Here is a 16,061-nt window from a genome sequence, read left to right as displayed (position 1 = left end):
TATTGCGACGGTCAAGCGGCAATTAATGAGGGGAAACCCTTGAGGTGGTTTTTTGGTGGGCGGTGATGTCCGTCTCGAAGGTGTTATCGAGGAAAGAGCCGGACGTGGGCCTTTCCTCCACCTTTCAATCAGGTCTTCGTGGGCGCGCGCGCCATCTCACGCAAGCGTTCGATGCCCTCAAGCATCGGGAAAGTGCTTTGCGTGCCGTCCCGAAGTCGCAGCGATACCGTTTCGCTGCGCTCGTCGCGCGCACCTACCGTGATAAAAACAGGGATGCGCTGTTCGCGTGCATCGACGATCTTTCGCTCCAGCCTCTCGGGCCTGTCGTCGAAGACCGTCCTTAGCCCGGCGTCGTCCAGCGCGTGCATCACGCGTTGCCCGTAGGCAGCGCTGGCATCCGATACTGTTGCCACCATCACCTGATCGGGAGCGAGCCATAGGGGCAACCAACCTTCATGGTGCTCAAGCAGCATGGCGATAAACCGTTCCATGCTGCCCAAGACCGCATGGTGAATCATCACCGGGCGTATATGCTCGTTCTCGAACGAGACAAAGCTTGCGTCAAGACGATCCGGCAAGACGAAATCAAGCTGGATCGTTCCGCATTGCCAGCTACGGTCGCGGCTATCGGTAAGGTGGAATTCGAGTTTAGGACCATAGAAAGCACCTTCTCCCGGACGTACGTCGAACGTCAAGCCGGCGGAAGCCGCGGCCTTCGCAAGCGCCGCTTCTGCACGATCCCACACGGCGTCATCGCCTGCCCGCCGATCGGGGCGCGTGGCGAGCAAAACGCGAAACGCCGAGAAACCAAGGTCGGCGTAGACCGTGCGAAGCAAGTCGCAAAACCGCCCTACCTCGGCTTCGACCTGATCCTCGGTGCAGAAGACGTGGGCATCGTCTTGCGTGAAAGCGCGCGTGCGTTTCAATCCTTCGAGAGATCCCGAAGGCTCGTCGCGATGGCACGCCCCAAACTCGCTGTACCGGATCGGCAGGTCGCGATAAGAGCGAATCCGCTGATTGAAAATCTGAACGTGGCAGGGGCAGCTCATTGGTTTCAGGCAGTACGGTCGATTGTCATGAGCTTCGTCCTGACTGCTGCTCAAGGAATACATGCCTGCCTGAAACTTGTCCCAATGCCCGCTGCGCTCCCAAAGCGAACGCGCCAACAGTTGCGGCGTACGGACTTCGCGAAAGCCTGCGCCGCGCATTCGGCGCCGGATGTAATCCTCGACTACGCGATAAAGCTCCCACCCGCGCGGATGCCAGAACACCATGCCGGGTCCTTCGTCCTGCTGATGGAATAGGTCCAGCTTATTACCTAACTGCCGATGATCGATATCGTCCACAACGCGCTCCGTTAAATTTAAGGGCCTTCACGGAGGGCTGCACAATGCAAAAGGCCCCGTCCGTTTCCGGCGGGGCCTTCTGAAATCGCACCTCGATACCTTATCGCGCACGGCCTCCAGACGACCCGCCTGAGAAGGTGGTCGTGGTGGTGGTCACGGTCGTGAGGGTGAAGAAATGGAAGTTCATGTAGCAAACAATAAATGGCTTTGGTGCCAACCGTCAACTGCGATATTGAAGAATATTAAGTCGCGGTGTCGTGGGACCCCGGCGCTTGAACAACATGCGCCGGGTGCCCATTGACTCCTTAAACCAGCGTCGTCACCGGTGCGACCGCTGCCGGGTCGCTGATGCTCGGGCGGCCATTCTCGACGTGACCCGCAAGCCGGCGCAGGAACGTAGGGTCGTCGTTGCTGCTGACGCTCAGGTCGTACCAGTGGTGACTCGCGGACAGGATCCACGGCTCTTCGATAAACCCTTGTGGCGGTACGAACACCGGTCGCGGATGTGCGCCATAGGCGTTATCGACCACCGATAACCTCGCGATGCCACGGCCATTGCTCGTGAACTTCAGGAACACGTTGCCATTCGCGACATCGTAGTGAGCAGTGACCTCGGGAAACGCCGGTTGGTCGAACACACCACCGCTCTTCGACGGTGTCGCCGTGCCGGCAAACTCACGCACGAATCCGTTCGGACCGTAGACGGTGAACGCATAGACACCCGCGGTCACAGTCAGGTCGAAGGTGTCGCGCAAGGTCTTGCCGGCTTCGACCGTATAGCGCCATGGGCCGTCGGTACGGTTCGACGAATAGACATAGAAGTGCGCGCCTTGCGAGCCGGCGTTGGCGAAGTGAAGTACGAGTTGCTTCTTGTCCGCGTCAAGACGGCTGTGTACATACAGCTCGTAGGGCAACGCGCGGGCGAAGCGCGTGCCCGGTTCCTGCGGATCGATCACGCCAGGTACCGCCGGCACCGTGGGCGCCGGTTGCGTGGCGCACTGGTTGTCGGCCATCGTCTTGTAGTTGCTGGTGTCGGGCAGCGCCGGCATCTGCGCATCGGGCGTGCGGAAAGCGAATGCCGCGGTCAGGTCGCCGCATACCGCGCGACGCCACGGCGTAATGTTCGGCTCCATCACACCAAAGCGTGTTTCGATAAAGCGAATCACCGACGTGTGGTCGAACACTTGCGAGCATACGAAACCGCCCTTGGTCCAGGGCGAAACGACCGTCATCGGCACACGCGGGCCGAGGCCGTACGGCAGGCCGTCAGCGGTATAGCTGCCGCCGCGGCCCGGATTGACCACGGTATGGAGTTCGCCATCGGTCGTCACCGTCGACAAGCCCTGCGCCCGTGACATAGGCGGCTGCGGCGGCACGAGGTGGTCGAAGAAACCGTCGTTCTCGTCGTACATGATGAACAGGACCGTCTTGCTCCAGACTTCCGGGTTAGCGGTCAGCGCATCCAGGATCTGCGACGTATATTCCGCACCGTACGCCGGCGTGTATTTCGGATGCTCGGAGTACGCAGCGGGCGGACACAACCACGAAACTTGCGGCAACTTGTTCGCCAGCACGTCGGCTTTCAGATCGTCGATGGTGCGCACGGCGTTCGCGCGCATCTGCAGCGAAGAACCTTGCGGCGCGTTGATGATGTTCGCGAAATTCTGCAGCACGTTGGTGCCGTAGTTGCCGTTCAGCGGATCGGCGCCGGTCAGCCCTTGCTGATAGATCTGCCACGAGATACCGGCTGCTTCGAGACGTTCCGGATAGGTCGTCCACGAGAGCAATTGATATTGCGGCGGGCCGTCGCCATCGACGTAATCGTTATTGTCGAGCAGCGGGCCACCTTGCGTGCCGGTCGGATCGACCATGCCAGTCATGAGATATGCACGGTTCGGATGCGTCGGGCCGGGCAGCGAACAGAAGTAGGCGTCGCAGACGGTGAAGGCATCGGCGAGCGCGTAGTGAAACGGAATGTCGCTGCGCAGGTGATAACCCATCGTCATGTCCGTCTTGTACGCGGGCCACTGGTCATAACGGCCGTTATTGATCGCGTAGTGCGTCGGGTACCACGAGTGGTCGAGATCGCCGATGCACTGGGCGCTGGTCGTGAGCGTGTTCAGATGAAACGGCAGCACCGGTTTTGTCGGATCTTCCTTCGAGGGCTGGAACCAGACCGGCTGGCCGTTGGGCAGCGGGATCGGGAAGCGGTCGTTATATCCGCGCACGCCGCGCATATGACCCATGTAGTGATCGAACGAACGGTTCTCCTGCATGAACACAACAATGTGTTCGACATCGTTGATCGATCCGGTGCGCCCTGACGCCGGGATGGCAAGCGCCTTGCGGATCGATTCGGGGAACACCGTAAGCGCGGCGGCGGCGCCGGCTGAAGTAGCAACGGTCTGCAAGAAACGGCGGCGGCTATTCAATGTCATCTTGATTCACCTCGTGGCGTAATGATACGTACGGATACGTGCGGATAGGTGCGGCAATGCCGTCCCGGTCGAGGGTGTCGATCAGGACGGAGGTTGATTCATTGGATAGCGTCATTGCGTCGCGTCAGGCGCGGAGTGCATGACCGGCGTGACCTGTTGCGCATCCGCTGCCAGGCTCGCCTGCGCGGCGGCGATGGGGTTGCTCGCGGCCTGACCGTCGGCCGCCACCGGCAGCACAAGCGGCTCGACCGCACTGGCCGGCAGTGAGGTATTAGCGGTGGCTTGTGCAGCGCTGACGCTTGCTTGATCGTCCGGCCCGCAGGCGGCAAGTGCCAGCGTTGAGAGTGCCAGTATCGCGGTTCGCCTCATGATGTCTCCGCTTGTTCGGTATGCACGGTAGCGTTACCGTTGCATCGCGGACGCCAGTGTGCAGACGCTTCAAGAAAATTTTGTGAAACGTTTGCGGAGGATTGGTAAGGAACAGAATGCTGTCGGTAAGCTTACGTATTCGCGTTGTCACAGTAGCGAAGAAAAGCTGGACGCTCACCAGAGAAACGACACGGGCTCGACATTAAAAACTAGTTGCATAGCGAATCATTTTCACCTAGAGTGTCTACATGTTCGATCACTGCATCTACTTCAACACAACAGCACTTGCGCGAAGCCTCGAGCGCGAGTGGGCGAACGCGTACAAGGCGTTTGGGCTGACGCCGCCGCAGGGATTCATGTTGCGCGCGGTGCTGGCAAAGCCTGGGATTGTGCAAAGTGAGTTGGCATCTGAACTCGCCATTTCGCGATCCACTGCAACGCGCACCCTGGACGGCTTGCAGAAGTTGATGTTTATCGAACGCCGGCTTACCGCATCCGACGGACGTGAGACTGCGATTCACCCGACTGGCGAGGCATTACGGATCAAGGACCAGTTGAACGCTGCGAGTGCCGCGGTCACGAAACGTTTGAAGGCTGAGTTGGGTGAGGAACGCTTTGCGACAACGGTCGCAAGCGTGAAAGATGCACGGTCGAGTCTCGATTAATTTTTTCCTACATAGTTGTATAGCGAACTAAATGGAGATGAAAAATGCCGATTTTGAACGTGAAGGTAAGCATCGAAAAGTCGCCCGAGGCCGTTACGGCCATTTCGGACATGTTGCTTGAACTGACTTCCAGCATCCTGGGCAAGAAGCGTGAGGTGACTGCGATCACCATTCAGTTCATCGATCCGGACAGCTGGGTGATTGGTGGCCGGCCGTTAAGCGAGCAGCATAAATCCAGCTTCTATTTCGATATCAAGATCACCGACGAAACGAATACGAAAGACGAGAAGGCGCGTTATATCGCAGAGGTATTTGCGGGGTTCGCGAGGATCTTGGGCGACATGCATGAAGAGAGCTACATCTATGTCGAAGATGTCAGGGCGGCTTCGTATGGGTACGGTGGGCGCACGCAGGAGTACCGGTACCATCATTGAGTCTTTTGTTCGCACCGGTGCGCCGCAGGCGTCGCCACATCACCCCTCCGACCCTTCGGCGAACTGGTGCGAACCCGGCTCATAGAACAACGCAAACAACTCCGATTGCGAACCAATGCCCAGCTTCGAGTAAATATGCTTCTTGTGGGCACGCACCGTCTCGAACGAAATGGTGAGCTTCTCCGCAATCGCTCGCGATGAAAATCCGCTCAGCGACAACATGGCGACTTCAATCTCCCGAGCCGTCAACGCACTACGCCCGCTCTTTTCAGTCAGCATGCCGAACCGCGCGGGCAGATCGTGCTGGCCACCCTCCGCAGCCTCGGGCGCTCCCTGCACCGCGCCAAAATTTTCATACCGCAAACGCTGCTGCATCAACGCAAGAACCCACGGCGAAAACAGCGTCAGCAACGCAACTTCGCGTTCGTCGTAACGGCGCGTATTGCCTAGAGAAAATCCCATCGTGTAGTTCGCGTCAATGACAACATTGAACTGCACTTCGTCGCCAACAATGTTCTTCCTGAAGTAGCGCTGGTAGTACTCCGTCATCTTGAAGTTATCGGGCGCAACGTCGGCAAGCGTGTAGAAACCCGAGACACGCTGCTCAAAGGCGGCAAGATAAAACGGATCGAGTTGGTAAAGCGCCGCAAGATAGTCCTGGAACAGCAAGTCGATCTTGCCGTCCGGCAACGCCTGCTCGGCGCAGACCAGCGGCGGTGCATTGCGGGCAAAGCGGAGTGCAACCCAGTTATCGAAGCCGATATGTCGTTCGAGCACGCGCGTGAGGCGCGCCCAGAAATGCGGGCCGTCGAGTGCGTCGATGGCCGAACCGATCTCCCGATGAAACGCGAGATCATGCCACTTAAACTCCATTGCCTCCTCCGGTAAGGGTAACCCTGGTGGGTAATTCCTGAACAAAAATAATGCCTCGATAATAGTCCGGACGAAAACGTGGGCACCTGAATATTGCCCCTGAAAGGTATCTGGAAGGAGACGTTTTAAATGCAGGCAGAACTTGCACAACTCGCGCTGGTAGATGGCGACATCGAGCACAACACACATAAGGTTATCGAAACAATCGGCCACGCCGATGTCGCGGGAGGCACGAAGCTGGTTGTGTTCCCCGAAGCAACGCTGTCCGGTTTCCCGACCCGCGACAACATCGCAGACGTGGCGCAGTCGATGGATGGCCCCGCGCTAACCACCGTGCGCGACGCCGCACGACGCACCGGAGTATCGGTTGCGGTGGGCCTGGCCGAACGCGAGGGCGCGCGGTTCTATAACACGACCGTACTGATAGATGACAAAGGCGAGATCGCATTGCGCTACCGGAAGACGCACCTGTGGGCGTCGGATGTAGGCGTGTTCACACCCGGCGACCGCTTCGAAACCTGCCGGTGGAACGGCCTCACGGTCGGGCTGCTGATCTGCTACGACATCGAGTTCCCCGAGACCGCACGCGCGATCGCCGCACTCGACGCCGACCTGGTGATCGTCACCAACGGCAACATGGATCCGTTCGGCCCGGTGCATCGGCGGGCAATCATGGCGCGCGCCATGGAGAATCAGATGTTCGCGTTGATGGTGAACCGCTGCGGATCGGGCGATGACAACCTCACGTTCCCTGGCGAATCCGCGCTCGTTGATCCCTTCGGTGAAGTCGTCACCGCGGCCGGCTCGGAAGAAACGCAGCTGAGTGCGCATATCGACTTGAAGTGGCTCGAAGCGAGCCGCGAGCATTATCGCTATCTGAACGACGCACGCGTGCCGCTCGGCCTCACACCGGTTGACAACGCAAACGGATCACGCGCGCTCGTGATCGACGAGCCACGTCGCCGTATCGACTGAAGTTTTCTGCAGTTCCGTAGCACATGAATCGTCCGGAGCCCGCACTCCGGACGCGCCCGCCCACGCCTGTCGAAAGTCCCGGAGATATCATGCAAGACTCGTCCGTAGCCGCGCAGTCGCATCTGAAACGCACACTCGGCTTGCCATCTGTACTGTTGTTCGGCCTCGCTTATATGGCGCCGTTGATCGTGTACGGCACCTATGGCGTGCTCGCCAAGGCAAGCGACGACACCGCCGCCCTCGCCTACCTGCTCGCCCTCGTCGCTATCGCCTTCACCGCGCTGAGCTATGGCAAGCTTGCGCGGCTTTATCCAGTTGCCGGCTCCGCTTATACCTACACGCGCAAGACCTTCAATCCGCATCTCGGCTTCCTGGTCGGCTGGGCTACGCTGCTCGATTATTTCTTCCTGCCCATGGTGATCTGGCTGATCGGCGCGGCTTATCTCAATGCTGCGTTCCCGACCGTGCCCACGTGGATCTGGATCGTCGCGTTCATCGTATTGACGAGTGCGCTGAATATTGTCGGGATCGAACTGGCTGCACGCTTCAACATTGTGTTGATGGTGGTGCAACTGGCTATTGTCGGTTTGTTTGTCGCGCTGTGCTGGCACTATGCATCGGCTGCAGCGGGGCCCGGCGGTATCGCGTTGGCGGAGCCGTTCTTCAAATCACATGTGCCGTTCGCTTCGACCATGGCCGGTGCCGCGATCGCCGCGTATTCGTACCTTGGCTTCGATGCGGTTTCCACTCTCACCGAAGAAACCATCGATCCGAAGAAAAACATGCCGCGCGCGATCTTGTGGATCGCCTTGATCGGCGGCGCGATTTTCGTTTTGGCCGCTTATACAATGCAGCTTGCGCACCCGGGCGTAGAATTCAAGGACACCGATTCAGCCGCGTTCGAAGTCGCCAAGATGATCGGTGGCGATATCTTCGTGACCGTCTTCCTCGCCGGCCTGATCCTTGCACAGTTCGCATCGGGCATCTCGGCGCAAGCTAGCGTAGGGCGTCTGCTGTATGCCATGGGTCGCGATGAAATCCTGCCGAAGCGCTTCTTTGGTTTCATTCATCCGAAGTTCAAGACGCCGGCAATCAACATCGCGATAGCAGGCGTTGTCGGCTTGATCGCGTTGAAACTCGACGTGGCGACGTCAACCTCGTTCATCAACTTCGGTGCGTTCCTCGCGTTCACCGCCGTCAATCTTTGCGTGGTGAGGTTGTATCTGTCCGGCAATCATGGCGACAAGAAAATCGGCGTGATTGGCGGTATGGTATTTCCGTTGATCGGCGCGGTCGCGGACATCTGGCTGTTGGTGAGCCTTGAAAAAACGGCACTTGTACTGGGTGCGATCTGGTTCGCGATCGGACTCGTGTATCTGTGCTGGATTACGCGCCTGTTCCGTCAGCCGCCGCCGGAAGTGGCGGTTTAAAGCGGTTCCAAAGCATATTCAGACGCGCGAGTCATGCGCGTCTGAAGCTTGCCTCATTGCCTCAAAAGCGATGCTGGATCCCAGCCGTAACACCAGCCTGCGTATCGGCAGCGCCAACCAGGTCACGCGACAAGCTGACCTTCTGATCATGCTTCGCCATCGCATAACCACCCGACACATACAGCGTCGTACGCTTCGATAACGAATAGTTGCCACGCACCGAGAACAGAGTCGGATCAGCGTCGCTCGCGTCCTTGATGTCCTGGTGATAGACCGCACCGATCAGCGAAATAGCCGGCGTGAATTCGTACGAACCGCCGAGCCAATACATATCGCTGCGCAGCGCTTTAGCTGCTGTGTTAAAAGCCCGCCGATAATTCCGATAACCCGCCATCACCTTGGCCGCACCAAAATCGTAGCTTGCGCCCGCGTGGATACCCTGGATGTACTTCGTGGAATCGGCAGGCGTGACGCTGTCGGCGGCGCCATTCTGGCGATCGAACGTAGCGGCCGCAGCGAACGCACCGCGCTCGTAGCCAAGGCCAAAATCGTATTTCGAACTCGTCTTCACGCTGCCCGGCACGTTACCGAAACCGTACAACGCGCCAAACTTCAAACCGCTGAATTCACCGTCATAGCGCACAGCGTTCGCCGAGCGTGAGAACAGACCGTCCTTGCGTCCGCCCGTCGCGGTCGCGCTTGTGGCCCATGAATAATTCGGCGCGTAACCCATCGGGTCGAACGGCAGCATGTAATCGTAGGTGGTCGTGAACGTGCGGCCAAGGATCACCTGTCCCCACGTCTTGCTCTTCAGGCCGACCGTTGCGCGGCGATCGAACAATGCGTTGGGACCATCGTCGAGCTGACCGTTCGCGATGTTGATACCGCTCTCCAACTGGAACACAGCCTTCAATCCGCCACCGAGATCTTCCGATCCCTTGAAGCCGAAGCGTGACGTGTTTTTACCGCCCGACACCAGCCGTGCCGCGCCGCCGCCGTTACTCGCATGATTCACATATTCGACGCCCGCATCGACAATACCGTAGAGCGTCACGCTCGACTGCGCGTGTACCGCGCCGCTAAGGGCGAATACCGCCAGGGATGCTGCTCCAATACTGCTGCGTTTCATCTGTCTTCTCCGTTTTGTGGTTGTGGTTTGTGATGCGCGAACCGTGTCTCGTACGGCAGTTCAAAAGCCGTGCAATGTCCAGCGTTGCGAGCTAGCTCGCTTGTGCGAACGCCCAGCAATCGTTGGCCGGGAATTCGACCCAGTGCATTCCGGAAACGCGCGGCGTATGGCCGAATGCGCGAAAGCGCAAGTCGCCGCAATGGAAGAGGTATTCCCAGCGGTCGCCGAGATACATCGACGTGACAAGATTCGCCTGCAAGCGGTTTTGACCGGGACCGTCGGCGACCTGTACGCGTTCGAGGCGGATCACTGCTTGAGCGTTCTGTCCGGGTTGCAGGGTCTCGCGAGCGTGGGCGTGCAGCTCGAAGCCGTCACCAGCGAGCACCACTTGCGTGCCGCTGACCGACACCACCTTTGCGTCGATACGATTGTTGCTGCCCATGAATTCCGCCGTATAGAGCGAGCGTGGCGAGCCATAGAGCTCGGCAGGCGTACCCTCTTGTTCAATGCGTCCATTGCGCAACAACAGGATGCGGTCGGACATCGCCATCGCTTCGGTCTGATCGTGAGTTACGCAAAGGGCAGACAGTCCCAGCGACACAATCAGTTCCCGCAGCCACGCGCGCGCTTCTTCGCGCAACTTGGCGTCGAGGTTGGAAAGCGGTTCGTCGAGCAGGATCACCGGCGGGTTATAGACAAGCGCACGCGCGATGGCCACGCGTTGCTGCTGTCCTCCCGATAGCTGATATGGAAAACGTCCGGCTAGATGACCGAGCCCGAGCTGATCGAGTGCGGCTTGAACGCGGCGCTTTCGTTCCGTGTTCGAGACCTTGCGTAGCTTCAGTCCATAGCCCACGTTCTCCGCTACCGTGCGATGCGGCCACAGTGCATACGACTGGAACACGAGACCGAGCGAGCGTTGCTCGACCGGGCAATCGATCTTCGCCGCGCCATCGAAGAAGACTTGCTTGTCTAGCGTGATGCGGCCTTCGGATGGTTGCTCAAGACCCGCCACGGCGCGTAGCAGCGTGGTCTTGCCGCTGCCCGATGCACCAAGCAGACACACCACTTCGCCGGCCTTCAATTCAAACGACACGCCCTTCAGAATCGGATTCGCGCCGTAGCTCAGGAACAGGTTGTCGACGATCAGCTTATCCATGAAGTTTCACTCCGAAGCGCAATGCCACGCCGAGCCCGGCGCCGACCATCGCGATGTTGATGACAGAAAGCGCTGCTACCTGGTCGACCGCGCCAGTCGCCCACAGCGACACGAGCAATGCGCCGATCACTTCAGTGCCGGGAGACAGCAGATAAACAGCCGTCGAATATTCGCGCTCGAAGATCATGAAGATCAGCAGCCATGCGGCAAGCAATCCGAAACGTACGAGCGGCAGTGTGACATCGAGACTCACGCGCGAACGGGTTGCACCGACACTGCGCCCGGCCTCTTCAAGTTCGGGGCCGACCTGCAGCAGCGCGCTTTGAATCAGGCGCATGCCGTACGCGAGCCACACGACCGTGTACGCGATCCAGATGCTCCACATCGAGTTCTTGAGTTCCTTGATGCCGGGCACGAAGAGGAAGATCCACAGGAACGCGAGACCAGCGAGCAGACCCGGCACGGCGCGCGGCAGGAGCACGAGATAGTCGAGCAGCTTCGCGCCCCAGTCGTTACGGCGATGCCCCGCGAACGCGACAAGCGAATAGAAACCCACGGCAACCGCGCCGCCGATCACGCCGATGCCAAGCGTATTGAGAATGGCGCGGACGAGGTTGTCCTGCTCGAAGAGATCGGTGAAGTTGGCAAGCGTCAACACTTCCGAGAGCGCAACGCCCTCGCCCCAGTTCGTCACGAACGCGCGCAGCACGATGCCCGAGAGCGGCACGAACACAGTGAGGAACAACCACAACGCGACGATACCCAGCGCAATCCAGCGCCACGCGCCGAGCGGCAGCACGGTCTGACGCCCTGCCTTGCCCTTGACCGTAACGAACTTGCTGGCGCTCTTGAGCAGGCGTCGTTGCAGCAGAACAAGCGGAAAAGTAATCGCGACGATGCACATGGCCACAGCCGCCATCAGATGATACGACGGCACGCCCAGCTTGTTGGTTAGCTTGTAGAGGTACGTAGCGAGTACGAGATGTCCTTCGGGATCGCCGAGCACGAGCGGCAGGCCGAACACTTCGAAGCCGAGGAAGAACACCAGCACGCCGGCGAACAAAAGCGCGGGCATGGTCATTGGCAGGCTGACATCGAGAGCGACGCGGAACGGCTTTGCACCGGCAACACGCGCTGCTTCCTCTACGTCCGAACCCAGATTGCGCAACGCCGCCGACGAATACAAATACACGTGCGGCACATGCGTCAGGCCGACGATGATCGTGATCGCGAAGATCGAATAGATCGACCATGGAGCGCTATCGAGACCGGTTAACTGCTTGAACCACACGGAATAGAAACCGACCGGTCCCGCTGCGACCACGTAACCGAATGCGAGCACCATCGGAGAGACAAAGACGGGTGTGAGCAGCAACGGCTCGAGCCAGCGGCGTCCGGGCAAGTCCGTGCGCACCATCAGGAACGCGAGGATGCCGCCGAGCGGGATCGAGATGAACAGCATTCCGCCGGCGATGATGAACGAGTTCTTCAGCGCCAACCAAAAGTCAGGGTCTTCGAAAATGAACCGGTAACCCGCGATGCCGAAGGTCCGGTTGGCATCGAAGAACGGGGCGTTCAGAAAACTCTGGATCACGATAAACGACAGCGGCAGCAGCACCGCCACCGTCAGCACCGCGATCACAATCCAGCGAAAGGTCGCGCCCAGGCCGCGCCATCCGCCGTCGGGCAGGGTCGGCACTTTGCCTGCGCCGTTCGTCGACAGGACGCCCGGCACATCGTTCGTGCTTTGAGTCAGCATGTGTGTTTCCCTGCGCCTTGTGCGGCGCATGCGAGAAGTTGTCGGAAGGTCCGCCGGCTCAGGCGGACTGCGGGCTTAGCGTTTGATTGCCTGCTGCCACTGCTTCAGGAATTCGAGGCGCTTGGACTGATCGAGGTAGACCAGCAAACCCGCGCCGATGGGAATCGGCTTGAGGGAGTCGCCCAGTTGCTTGGTGAGGCCTGCCATCGACGTTTCGCCGTCTACGTCAGCGCGAATGGAGAACAGGTTGGCCTGGTTCGCCAGCAGTGTCTGGCCGCGTTTGGACAGCAAGTAATCGACCCACAACTTCGCCGCGTTGGAGTTCTTCGCCTTCTTCGAGATCGTCACAAGGCGGCTCACCACCTGCGTGTAATCCTTCGGATAGACGTATCCGATAGACGGGTCTTTCTTCGCCTTGGCAAATGCGTACGAACCAAGAATGTTGTAGCCGATCAGATTTTCGCCGGATGAAATGCGCTCCATCATCGCGCCCGTGCTCGACTGCAGCTTCGGATTGAGCGCGCCCATCGCTTCAACCAGTTGCCACGTGACCTGTGGATTCACGCGCACATCCTGCGTCAGGTAGTTGAAGCCGACACCTGACTTTTCGATGTCGTACGTCGTGACCTTGCCCTTGTATTTATCGGCCTGCATGGTGAGCAGCTTGATCAGCTCGGCACGCGTCTGCGGCACTTCGTTCGCCGGGACCAGGCGCTTGTTGTAGACGATCGCGAGCGGTTCGTAGGTCGTGCCATAGGCCTGCTTCTGGTACTGCGCCCATTGCGGCACGTGCGAGGCTTCAGGGGACTCATAGCTCGCCGTCATGCCGTCGTTGACGAGCTTGACCTGCAGGTCCATTGCCGAGCTCCACAGCACGTCCGCGCTCGTGCTGTTCGCGGCATTCTCGCTGATGAAGCGGTTGTAGAGCTCGGTACTGTTCATGTCGTTGTATTCGACCTTGATACCGTACAACGACTCGAAATCCTTGATCAGCGGCCGCACGAGCGCCGTATCCGTAACCGAATAAACCAGCAGCTTGCCTTCCTTCTTCGCCCCGTCGATAACCGACTGATAACCTCCGGGATAACCCTCGGGTACCAGCGCATACGCGGCCTGCATCGCGAAAAACATCGCCAGGGCCGCCGGCAAACGCCACTTGTGATTCAAATTTTTCATGTCTTCCTCCAGAATTGCTTGTTGTATGTTTGTCATGTTTGAGTGGGCTAATAGTAAGTTACGATCACTTTCAGCCTGCTTTCATTTCTCGTCGAAAACAGCCGCTAAGCGCCGTTTCCGCCTCATGGATTTCCCTGATTCCCCTTATGCGTGTACTGCTCGTCGAAGACAATCCCACCCTCGCCAAGTCGCTGACCGACGCCCTCACGCAAGCGCACTTCACCGTCGATTGCATGCATGACGGCGAGGCTGCCGACCATGTACTGCGCACGCAGGACTACGCGCTCGTGATCCTCGATCTAGGACTGCCGAAGCTCGACGGGCTCGAAGTGCTGCGACGTTTGCGCCAACGCCGCAATTCGGTGCCGGTGATGATCCTGACCGCGCACGGGTCGGTGGAAGATCGGGTGAAAGGCCTCGATCTCGGCGCCGACGACTACCTCGCCAAGCCGTTCGAACTGAGCGAACTCGAGGCGCGCGCCCGCGCGCTGATCCGGCGCAGTCACGGCCATGAGCAGACGAAGACTGCGTGCGGGCCACTGGAATACGACAGCGTCGACCACAGCTTCCGCCTCGACGGCGAGTCGCTTGCGCTGACGCCGCGCGAGCGCTCGGTGCTGGAAGTGCTGATCCTGCGCAATGGCCGCGCGATCAATAAGGAAACGCTCTCGGAGAAGATCTTCGGTATCGATGAATCCGTGAATCCCGATGCGATCGAAATCTACGTGTACCGGCTAAGGAAGAAACTCGAGCGCAGCGGTGTCGCGATCGTCACGCTGCGTGGCCTCGGGTATCTGCTTGAAGCGAAGCAGGAACCCGCTGCGGCCGGCGCCTGATGCAGAAGCCGAACTTAAGGCGCCAGGTCGCGCTCTGGCTGCTGCTGCCGCTGCTTGCCCTGCTCGCGCTCGATGCGTGGCTGACGTATCAGCGCGCGATGAGCGCCGCGCACGTGGCCTTCGACCGCTCGCTTGAATACTCGCTGAAGTCGATCCGTGAAGGCACGCGTCTGGTCAAGGGCAGCGTGGAAGTGGATCTGCCTTATCTCGCGCTGGAAATATTCGAATCGAATGCGGGCGGCAAGATCTATTACCTGATCCGCGAAGAAGGCGGCCGTGCCGTGACGGGTTATCCCGACTTGCCGATGCCACCGCCGCGCGCCACGCCCGAGTCCTATCAAACGAGTTTCTACGACGCGGCCTTTCGCGGCGAAGAGTTGCGCATGGGCGTGTTGCGCCTGCCGGTCCACGACGTTCCGGGCGCCCAGACGCGGGTGGTGTGGATCATGGTCGGCGAAACTATCGAACCGCGTCAGGCTCTGGCACGCCAGATCCTGACCGGCTCGCTCCTGCAGGAATGTTTGCTGGTGGTGCTGGCGTTGGCTATCGTCTGGCTGGGTGTCGGGCGTGGGCTACGACCGCTGCATCAGCTCTCCGCCAAGGTCGCGGCACGCACGGAAGACGACCCCGCGCCGCTTGATAAAGCTGGCCTGCCGAACGAGGTGGAGCCGCTGGTCGAATCGATTAATCAGTACATCGGACGATTACGACGCATGCAGGAATCGCGGCGGCGCTTTTTCACCGACGCCGCGCATCAGCTCAAGACGCCACTCGCCATCATTCAAGCGGAGTCGGAACTTGCGCTGCGTGAGACGTTGAACGAACCCGCGCGTTTGCATCTGACGCGACTTAACGGCGCGGTCAGACAGGCAGCGAAAGGCGTGCAGCAACTGCTGTCGCTGTCGCGCCTGGATAACGACAGCAGCGACGTCGGCATGCTTGCGCCGCTGCGCCTCGACAAGCTCGCGCGCAGCGTGACGCTCGACTGGTCGCCGGTCGCGCGCGCACAGAATATCGATCTCGGTTTCGAGCACGAGGCAGATGTCGAGGTAATGGGGAATCGTGAATTGCTGGCGGAGTTGTGCGGCAATCTCGTCGATAACGCCATCCGTTATGCCGGCGACGGGTCCGTCATCACTGTCCGCGTGGCACGGATAGAAGAAGGCGCGTTGCTGCAGGTTATCGATAATGGACCAGGTATTGCGCCGCATGAACGCGACGCAGTATTCGAGCGCTTCTATAGAAGCCAGACTGAGCAATACGTGGAAGGCAGCGGACTCGGGCTCGCAATCGTGCGTGAAATCGCGCGGGTGCATCACGCGCAGATTGCGCTTAGCGATGCGCCCGGTGGCGGGCTTGTGGTTAGCGTTCGATTTCCATGGAGTGTGGGCTGAGCTTAGGATGCTTCTGCTGAACGGGAACCGCAGTGCTTTCATCGAAAAGCATCTGCATTGATGGCACAGAGCCCGCAC

At 59.5% G+C, this 16,061-nt stretch carries 14 protein-coding genes; 6 read left to right on the top strand and 8 right to left on the bottom strand.

Going from position 1 to position 16,061, the window contains the following annotated elements; translation table 11 throughout:
• Positions 1–128: 128 nt before the first annotated feature.
• The 3 genes from thrS to EOS_RS23645 form a co-directional block, all read right to left on the bottom strand.
• Positions 129–1,346, bottom strand: coding sequence for a threonine--tRNA ligase (gene thrS, locus EOS_RS23655; RefSeq protein ID WP_053064020.1), 1,218 nt, complete (start codon positions 1,344–1,346; stop codon positions 129–131).
• A gap of 305 nt (positions 1,347–1,651) precedes the next feature.
• Positions 1,652–3,784: a phosphocholine-specific phospholipase C gene (locus tag EOS_RS23650; RefSeq protein ID WP_047849144.1), complete on the bottom strand. Its 2,133-nt coding sequence runs from the start codon at positions 3,782–3,784 to the stop codon at positions 1,652–1,654.
• A gap of 111 nt (positions 3,785–3,895) precedes the next feature.
• Positions 3,896–4,153: a hypothetical protein gene (locus EOS_RS23645; RefSeq protein ID WP_047849143.1), complete on the bottom strand. Its 258-nt coding sequence runs from the start codon at positions 4,151–4,153 to the stop codon at positions 3,896–3,898.
• A 248-nt stretch (positions 4,154–4,401) separates the two neighbouring features.
• Here EOS_RS23645 and EOS_RS23640 point away from each other — a divergent pair, with 248 nt between their 5' ends.
• Positions 4,402–4,818: a MarR family winged helix-turn-helix transcriptional regulator gene (locus EOS_RS23640; protein ID WP_047849142.1), complete on the top strand. Its 417-nt coding sequence runs from the start codon at positions 4,402–4,404 to the stop codon at positions 4,816–4,818.
• A gap of 44 nt (positions 4,819–4,862) precedes the next feature.
• Positions 4,863–5,252, top strand: a complete 390-nt coding sequence (locus EOS_RS23635; RefSeq protein WP_047849141.1) for a tautomerase family protein — start codon at positions 4,863–4,865, stop codon at positions 5,250–5,252.
• 39 nt (positions 5,253–5,291) lie between these two features.
• Here the strand turns inward: EOS_RS23635 and EOS_RS23630 are convergent, their stop codons facing one another.
• Entirely contained in the window at positions 5,292–6,125 is an 834-nt protein-coding gene (locus EOS_RS23630) for a helix-turn-helix transcriptional regulator (protein WP_047849140.1), read from the bottom strand.
• A 129-nt stretch (positions 6,126–6,254) separates the two neighbouring features.
• On the opposite strand from EOS_RS23630, the gene EOS_RS23625 reads away from it, so the two are divergent.
• Together EOS_RS23625 and EOS_RS23620 are read left to right on the top strand one after the other, a co-directional pair.
• Entirely contained in the window at positions 6,255–7,100 is an 846-nt protein-coding gene (locus EOS_RS23625; RefSeq protein ID WP_047849139.1) for a carbon-nitrogen hydrolase family protein, read from the top strand.
• Positions 7,101–7,189: 89 nt separating this feature from the next.
• Entirely contained in the window at positions 7,190–8,530 is a 1,341-nt protein-coding gene (locus tag EOS_RS23620; RefSeq protein ID WP_047849138.1) for an APC family permease, read from the top strand.
• Positions 8,531–8,591: 61 nt separating this feature from the next.
• On the opposite strand, the gene EOS_RS23615 is transcribed toward EOS_RS23620, so the two are convergent.
• The 4 genes from EOS_RS23615 to EOS_RS23600 form a co-directional block, all read right to left on the bottom strand.
• On the bottom strand, positions 8,592–9,659 hold the full coding sequence (locus tag EOS_RS23615) for a porin (RefSeq protein WP_047849137.1): 1,068 nt from the start codon (positions 9,657–9,659) through the stop codon (positions 8,592–8,594).
• Positions 9,660–9,750: 91 nt separating this feature from the next.
• Positions 9,751–10,818: an ABC transporter ATP-binding protein gene (locus EOS_RS23610; protein ID WP_047849136.1), complete on the bottom strand. Its 1,068-nt coding sequence runs from the start codon at positions 10,816–10,818 to the stop codon at positions 9,751–9,753.
• The gene (locus tag EOS_RS23605; protein WP_047849135.1) at positions 10,811–12,577 is read right to left on the bottom strand and encodes an ABC transporter permease; all 1,767 of its coding nucleotides are present in this window, start codon (positions 12,575–12,577) and stop codon (positions 10,811–10,813) included. The genes EOS_RS23610 and EOS_RS23605 overlap by 8 nt, the downstream gene beginning before the upstream one ends.
• 75 nt (positions 12,578–12,652) lie before the next feature.
• Positions 12,653–13,753, bottom strand: coding sequence for an ABC transporter substrate-binding protein (locus tag EOS_RS23600; protein WP_047849134.1), 1,101 nt, complete (start codon positions 13,751–13,753; stop codon positions 12,653–12,655).
• A gap of 146 nt (positions 13,754–13,899) precedes the next feature.
• Here EOS_RS23600 and EOS_RS23595 point away from each other — a divergent pair, with 146 nt between their 5' ends.
• Positions 13,900–14,589 carry a response regulator gene (locus tag EOS_RS23595; RefSeq protein ID WP_047849133.1) on the top strand — a complete coding sequence of 230 codons (690 nt, stop codon included), beginning with the start codon at positions 13,900–13,902 and terminating at the stop codon, positions 14,587–14,589.
• Positions 14,589–15,983 (top strand): sensor histidine kinase, encoded by a 1,395-nt coding sequence (locus tag EOS_RS23590; RefSeq protein ID WP_047849132.1) that lies wholly within the window; start codon positions 14,589–14,591, stop codon positions 15,981–15,983. The genes EOS_RS23595 and EOS_RS23590 overlap by 1 nt, the downstream gene beginning before the upstream one ends.
• Positions 15,984–16,061 lie beyond the last annotated feature (78 nt).

It is taken from the genome of Caballeronia mineralivorans PML1(12) (assembly GCF_001028175.1).
Taxonomy (GTDB): domain Bacteria; phylum Pseudomonadota; class Gammaproteobacteria; order Burkholderiales; family Burkholderiaceae; genus Caballeronia; species Caballeronia mineralivorans.
Note: the sequence above shows the minus strand (reverse complement) of the source record. Positions and strands in the feature narration are given on the sequence as shown.

Excerpts from the sequence above, each read along its gene's own strand:
- EOS_RS23625 (WP_047849139.1), top strand. The coding sequence starts at position 6,255 with ATGCAGGCAGAACTTGCACAACTCGCGCTGGTAGATGGCGACATCGAG.
- EOS_RS23645 (WP_047849143.1), bottom strand. The coding sequence starts at position 4,153 with ATGAGGCGAACCGCGATACTGGCACTCTCAACGCTGGCACTTGCCGCC.
- EOS_RS23600 (WP_047849134.1), bottom strand. The coding sequence starts at position 13,753 with ATGAAAAATTTGAATCACAAGTGGCGTTTGCCGGCGGCCCTGGCGATG.
- EOS_RS23595 (WP_047849133.1), top strand. The coding sequence starts at position 13,900 with ATGCGTGTACTGCTCGTCGAAGACAATCCCACCCTCGCCAAGTCGCTG.
- EOS_RS23630 (WP_047849140.1), bottom strand. The coding sequence starts at position 6,125 with ATGGAGTTTAAGTGGCATGATCTCGCGTTTCATCGGGAGATCGGTTCG.
- EOS_RS23590 (WP_047849132.1), top strand. The coding sequence starts at position 14,589 with ATGCAGAAGCCGAACTTAAGGCGCCAGGTCGCGCTCTGGCTGCTGCTG.
- EOS_RS23615 (WP_047849137.1), bottom strand. The coding sequence starts at position 9,659 with ATGAAACGCAGCAGTATTGGAGCAGCATCCCTGGCGGTATTCGCCCTT.
- EOS_RS23635 (WP_047849141.1), top strand. The coding sequence starts at position 4,863 with ATGCCGATTTTGAACGTGAAGGTAAGCATCGAAAAGTCGCCCGAGGCC.
- EOS_RS23640 (WP_047849142.1), top strand. The coding sequence starts at position 4,402 with ATGTTCGATCACTGCATCTACTTCAACACAACAGCACTTGCGCGAAGC.
- EOS_RS23610 (WP_047849136.1), bottom strand. The coding sequence starts at position 10,818 with ATGGATAAGCTGATCGTCGACAACCTGTTCCTGAGCTACGGCGCGAAT.
- EOS_RS23650 (WP_047849144.1), bottom strand. The coding sequence starts at position 3,784 with ATGACATTGAATAGCCGCCGCCGTTTCTTGCAGACCGTTGCTACTTCA.
- EOS_RS23620 (WP_047849138.1), top strand. The coding sequence starts at position 7,190 with ATGCAAGACTCGTCCGTAGCCGCGCAGTCGCATCTGAAACGCACACTC.
- EOS_RS23605 (WP_047849135.1), bottom strand. The coding sequence starts at position 12,577 with ATGCTGACTCAAAGCACGAACGATGTGCCGGGCGTCCTGTCGACGAAC.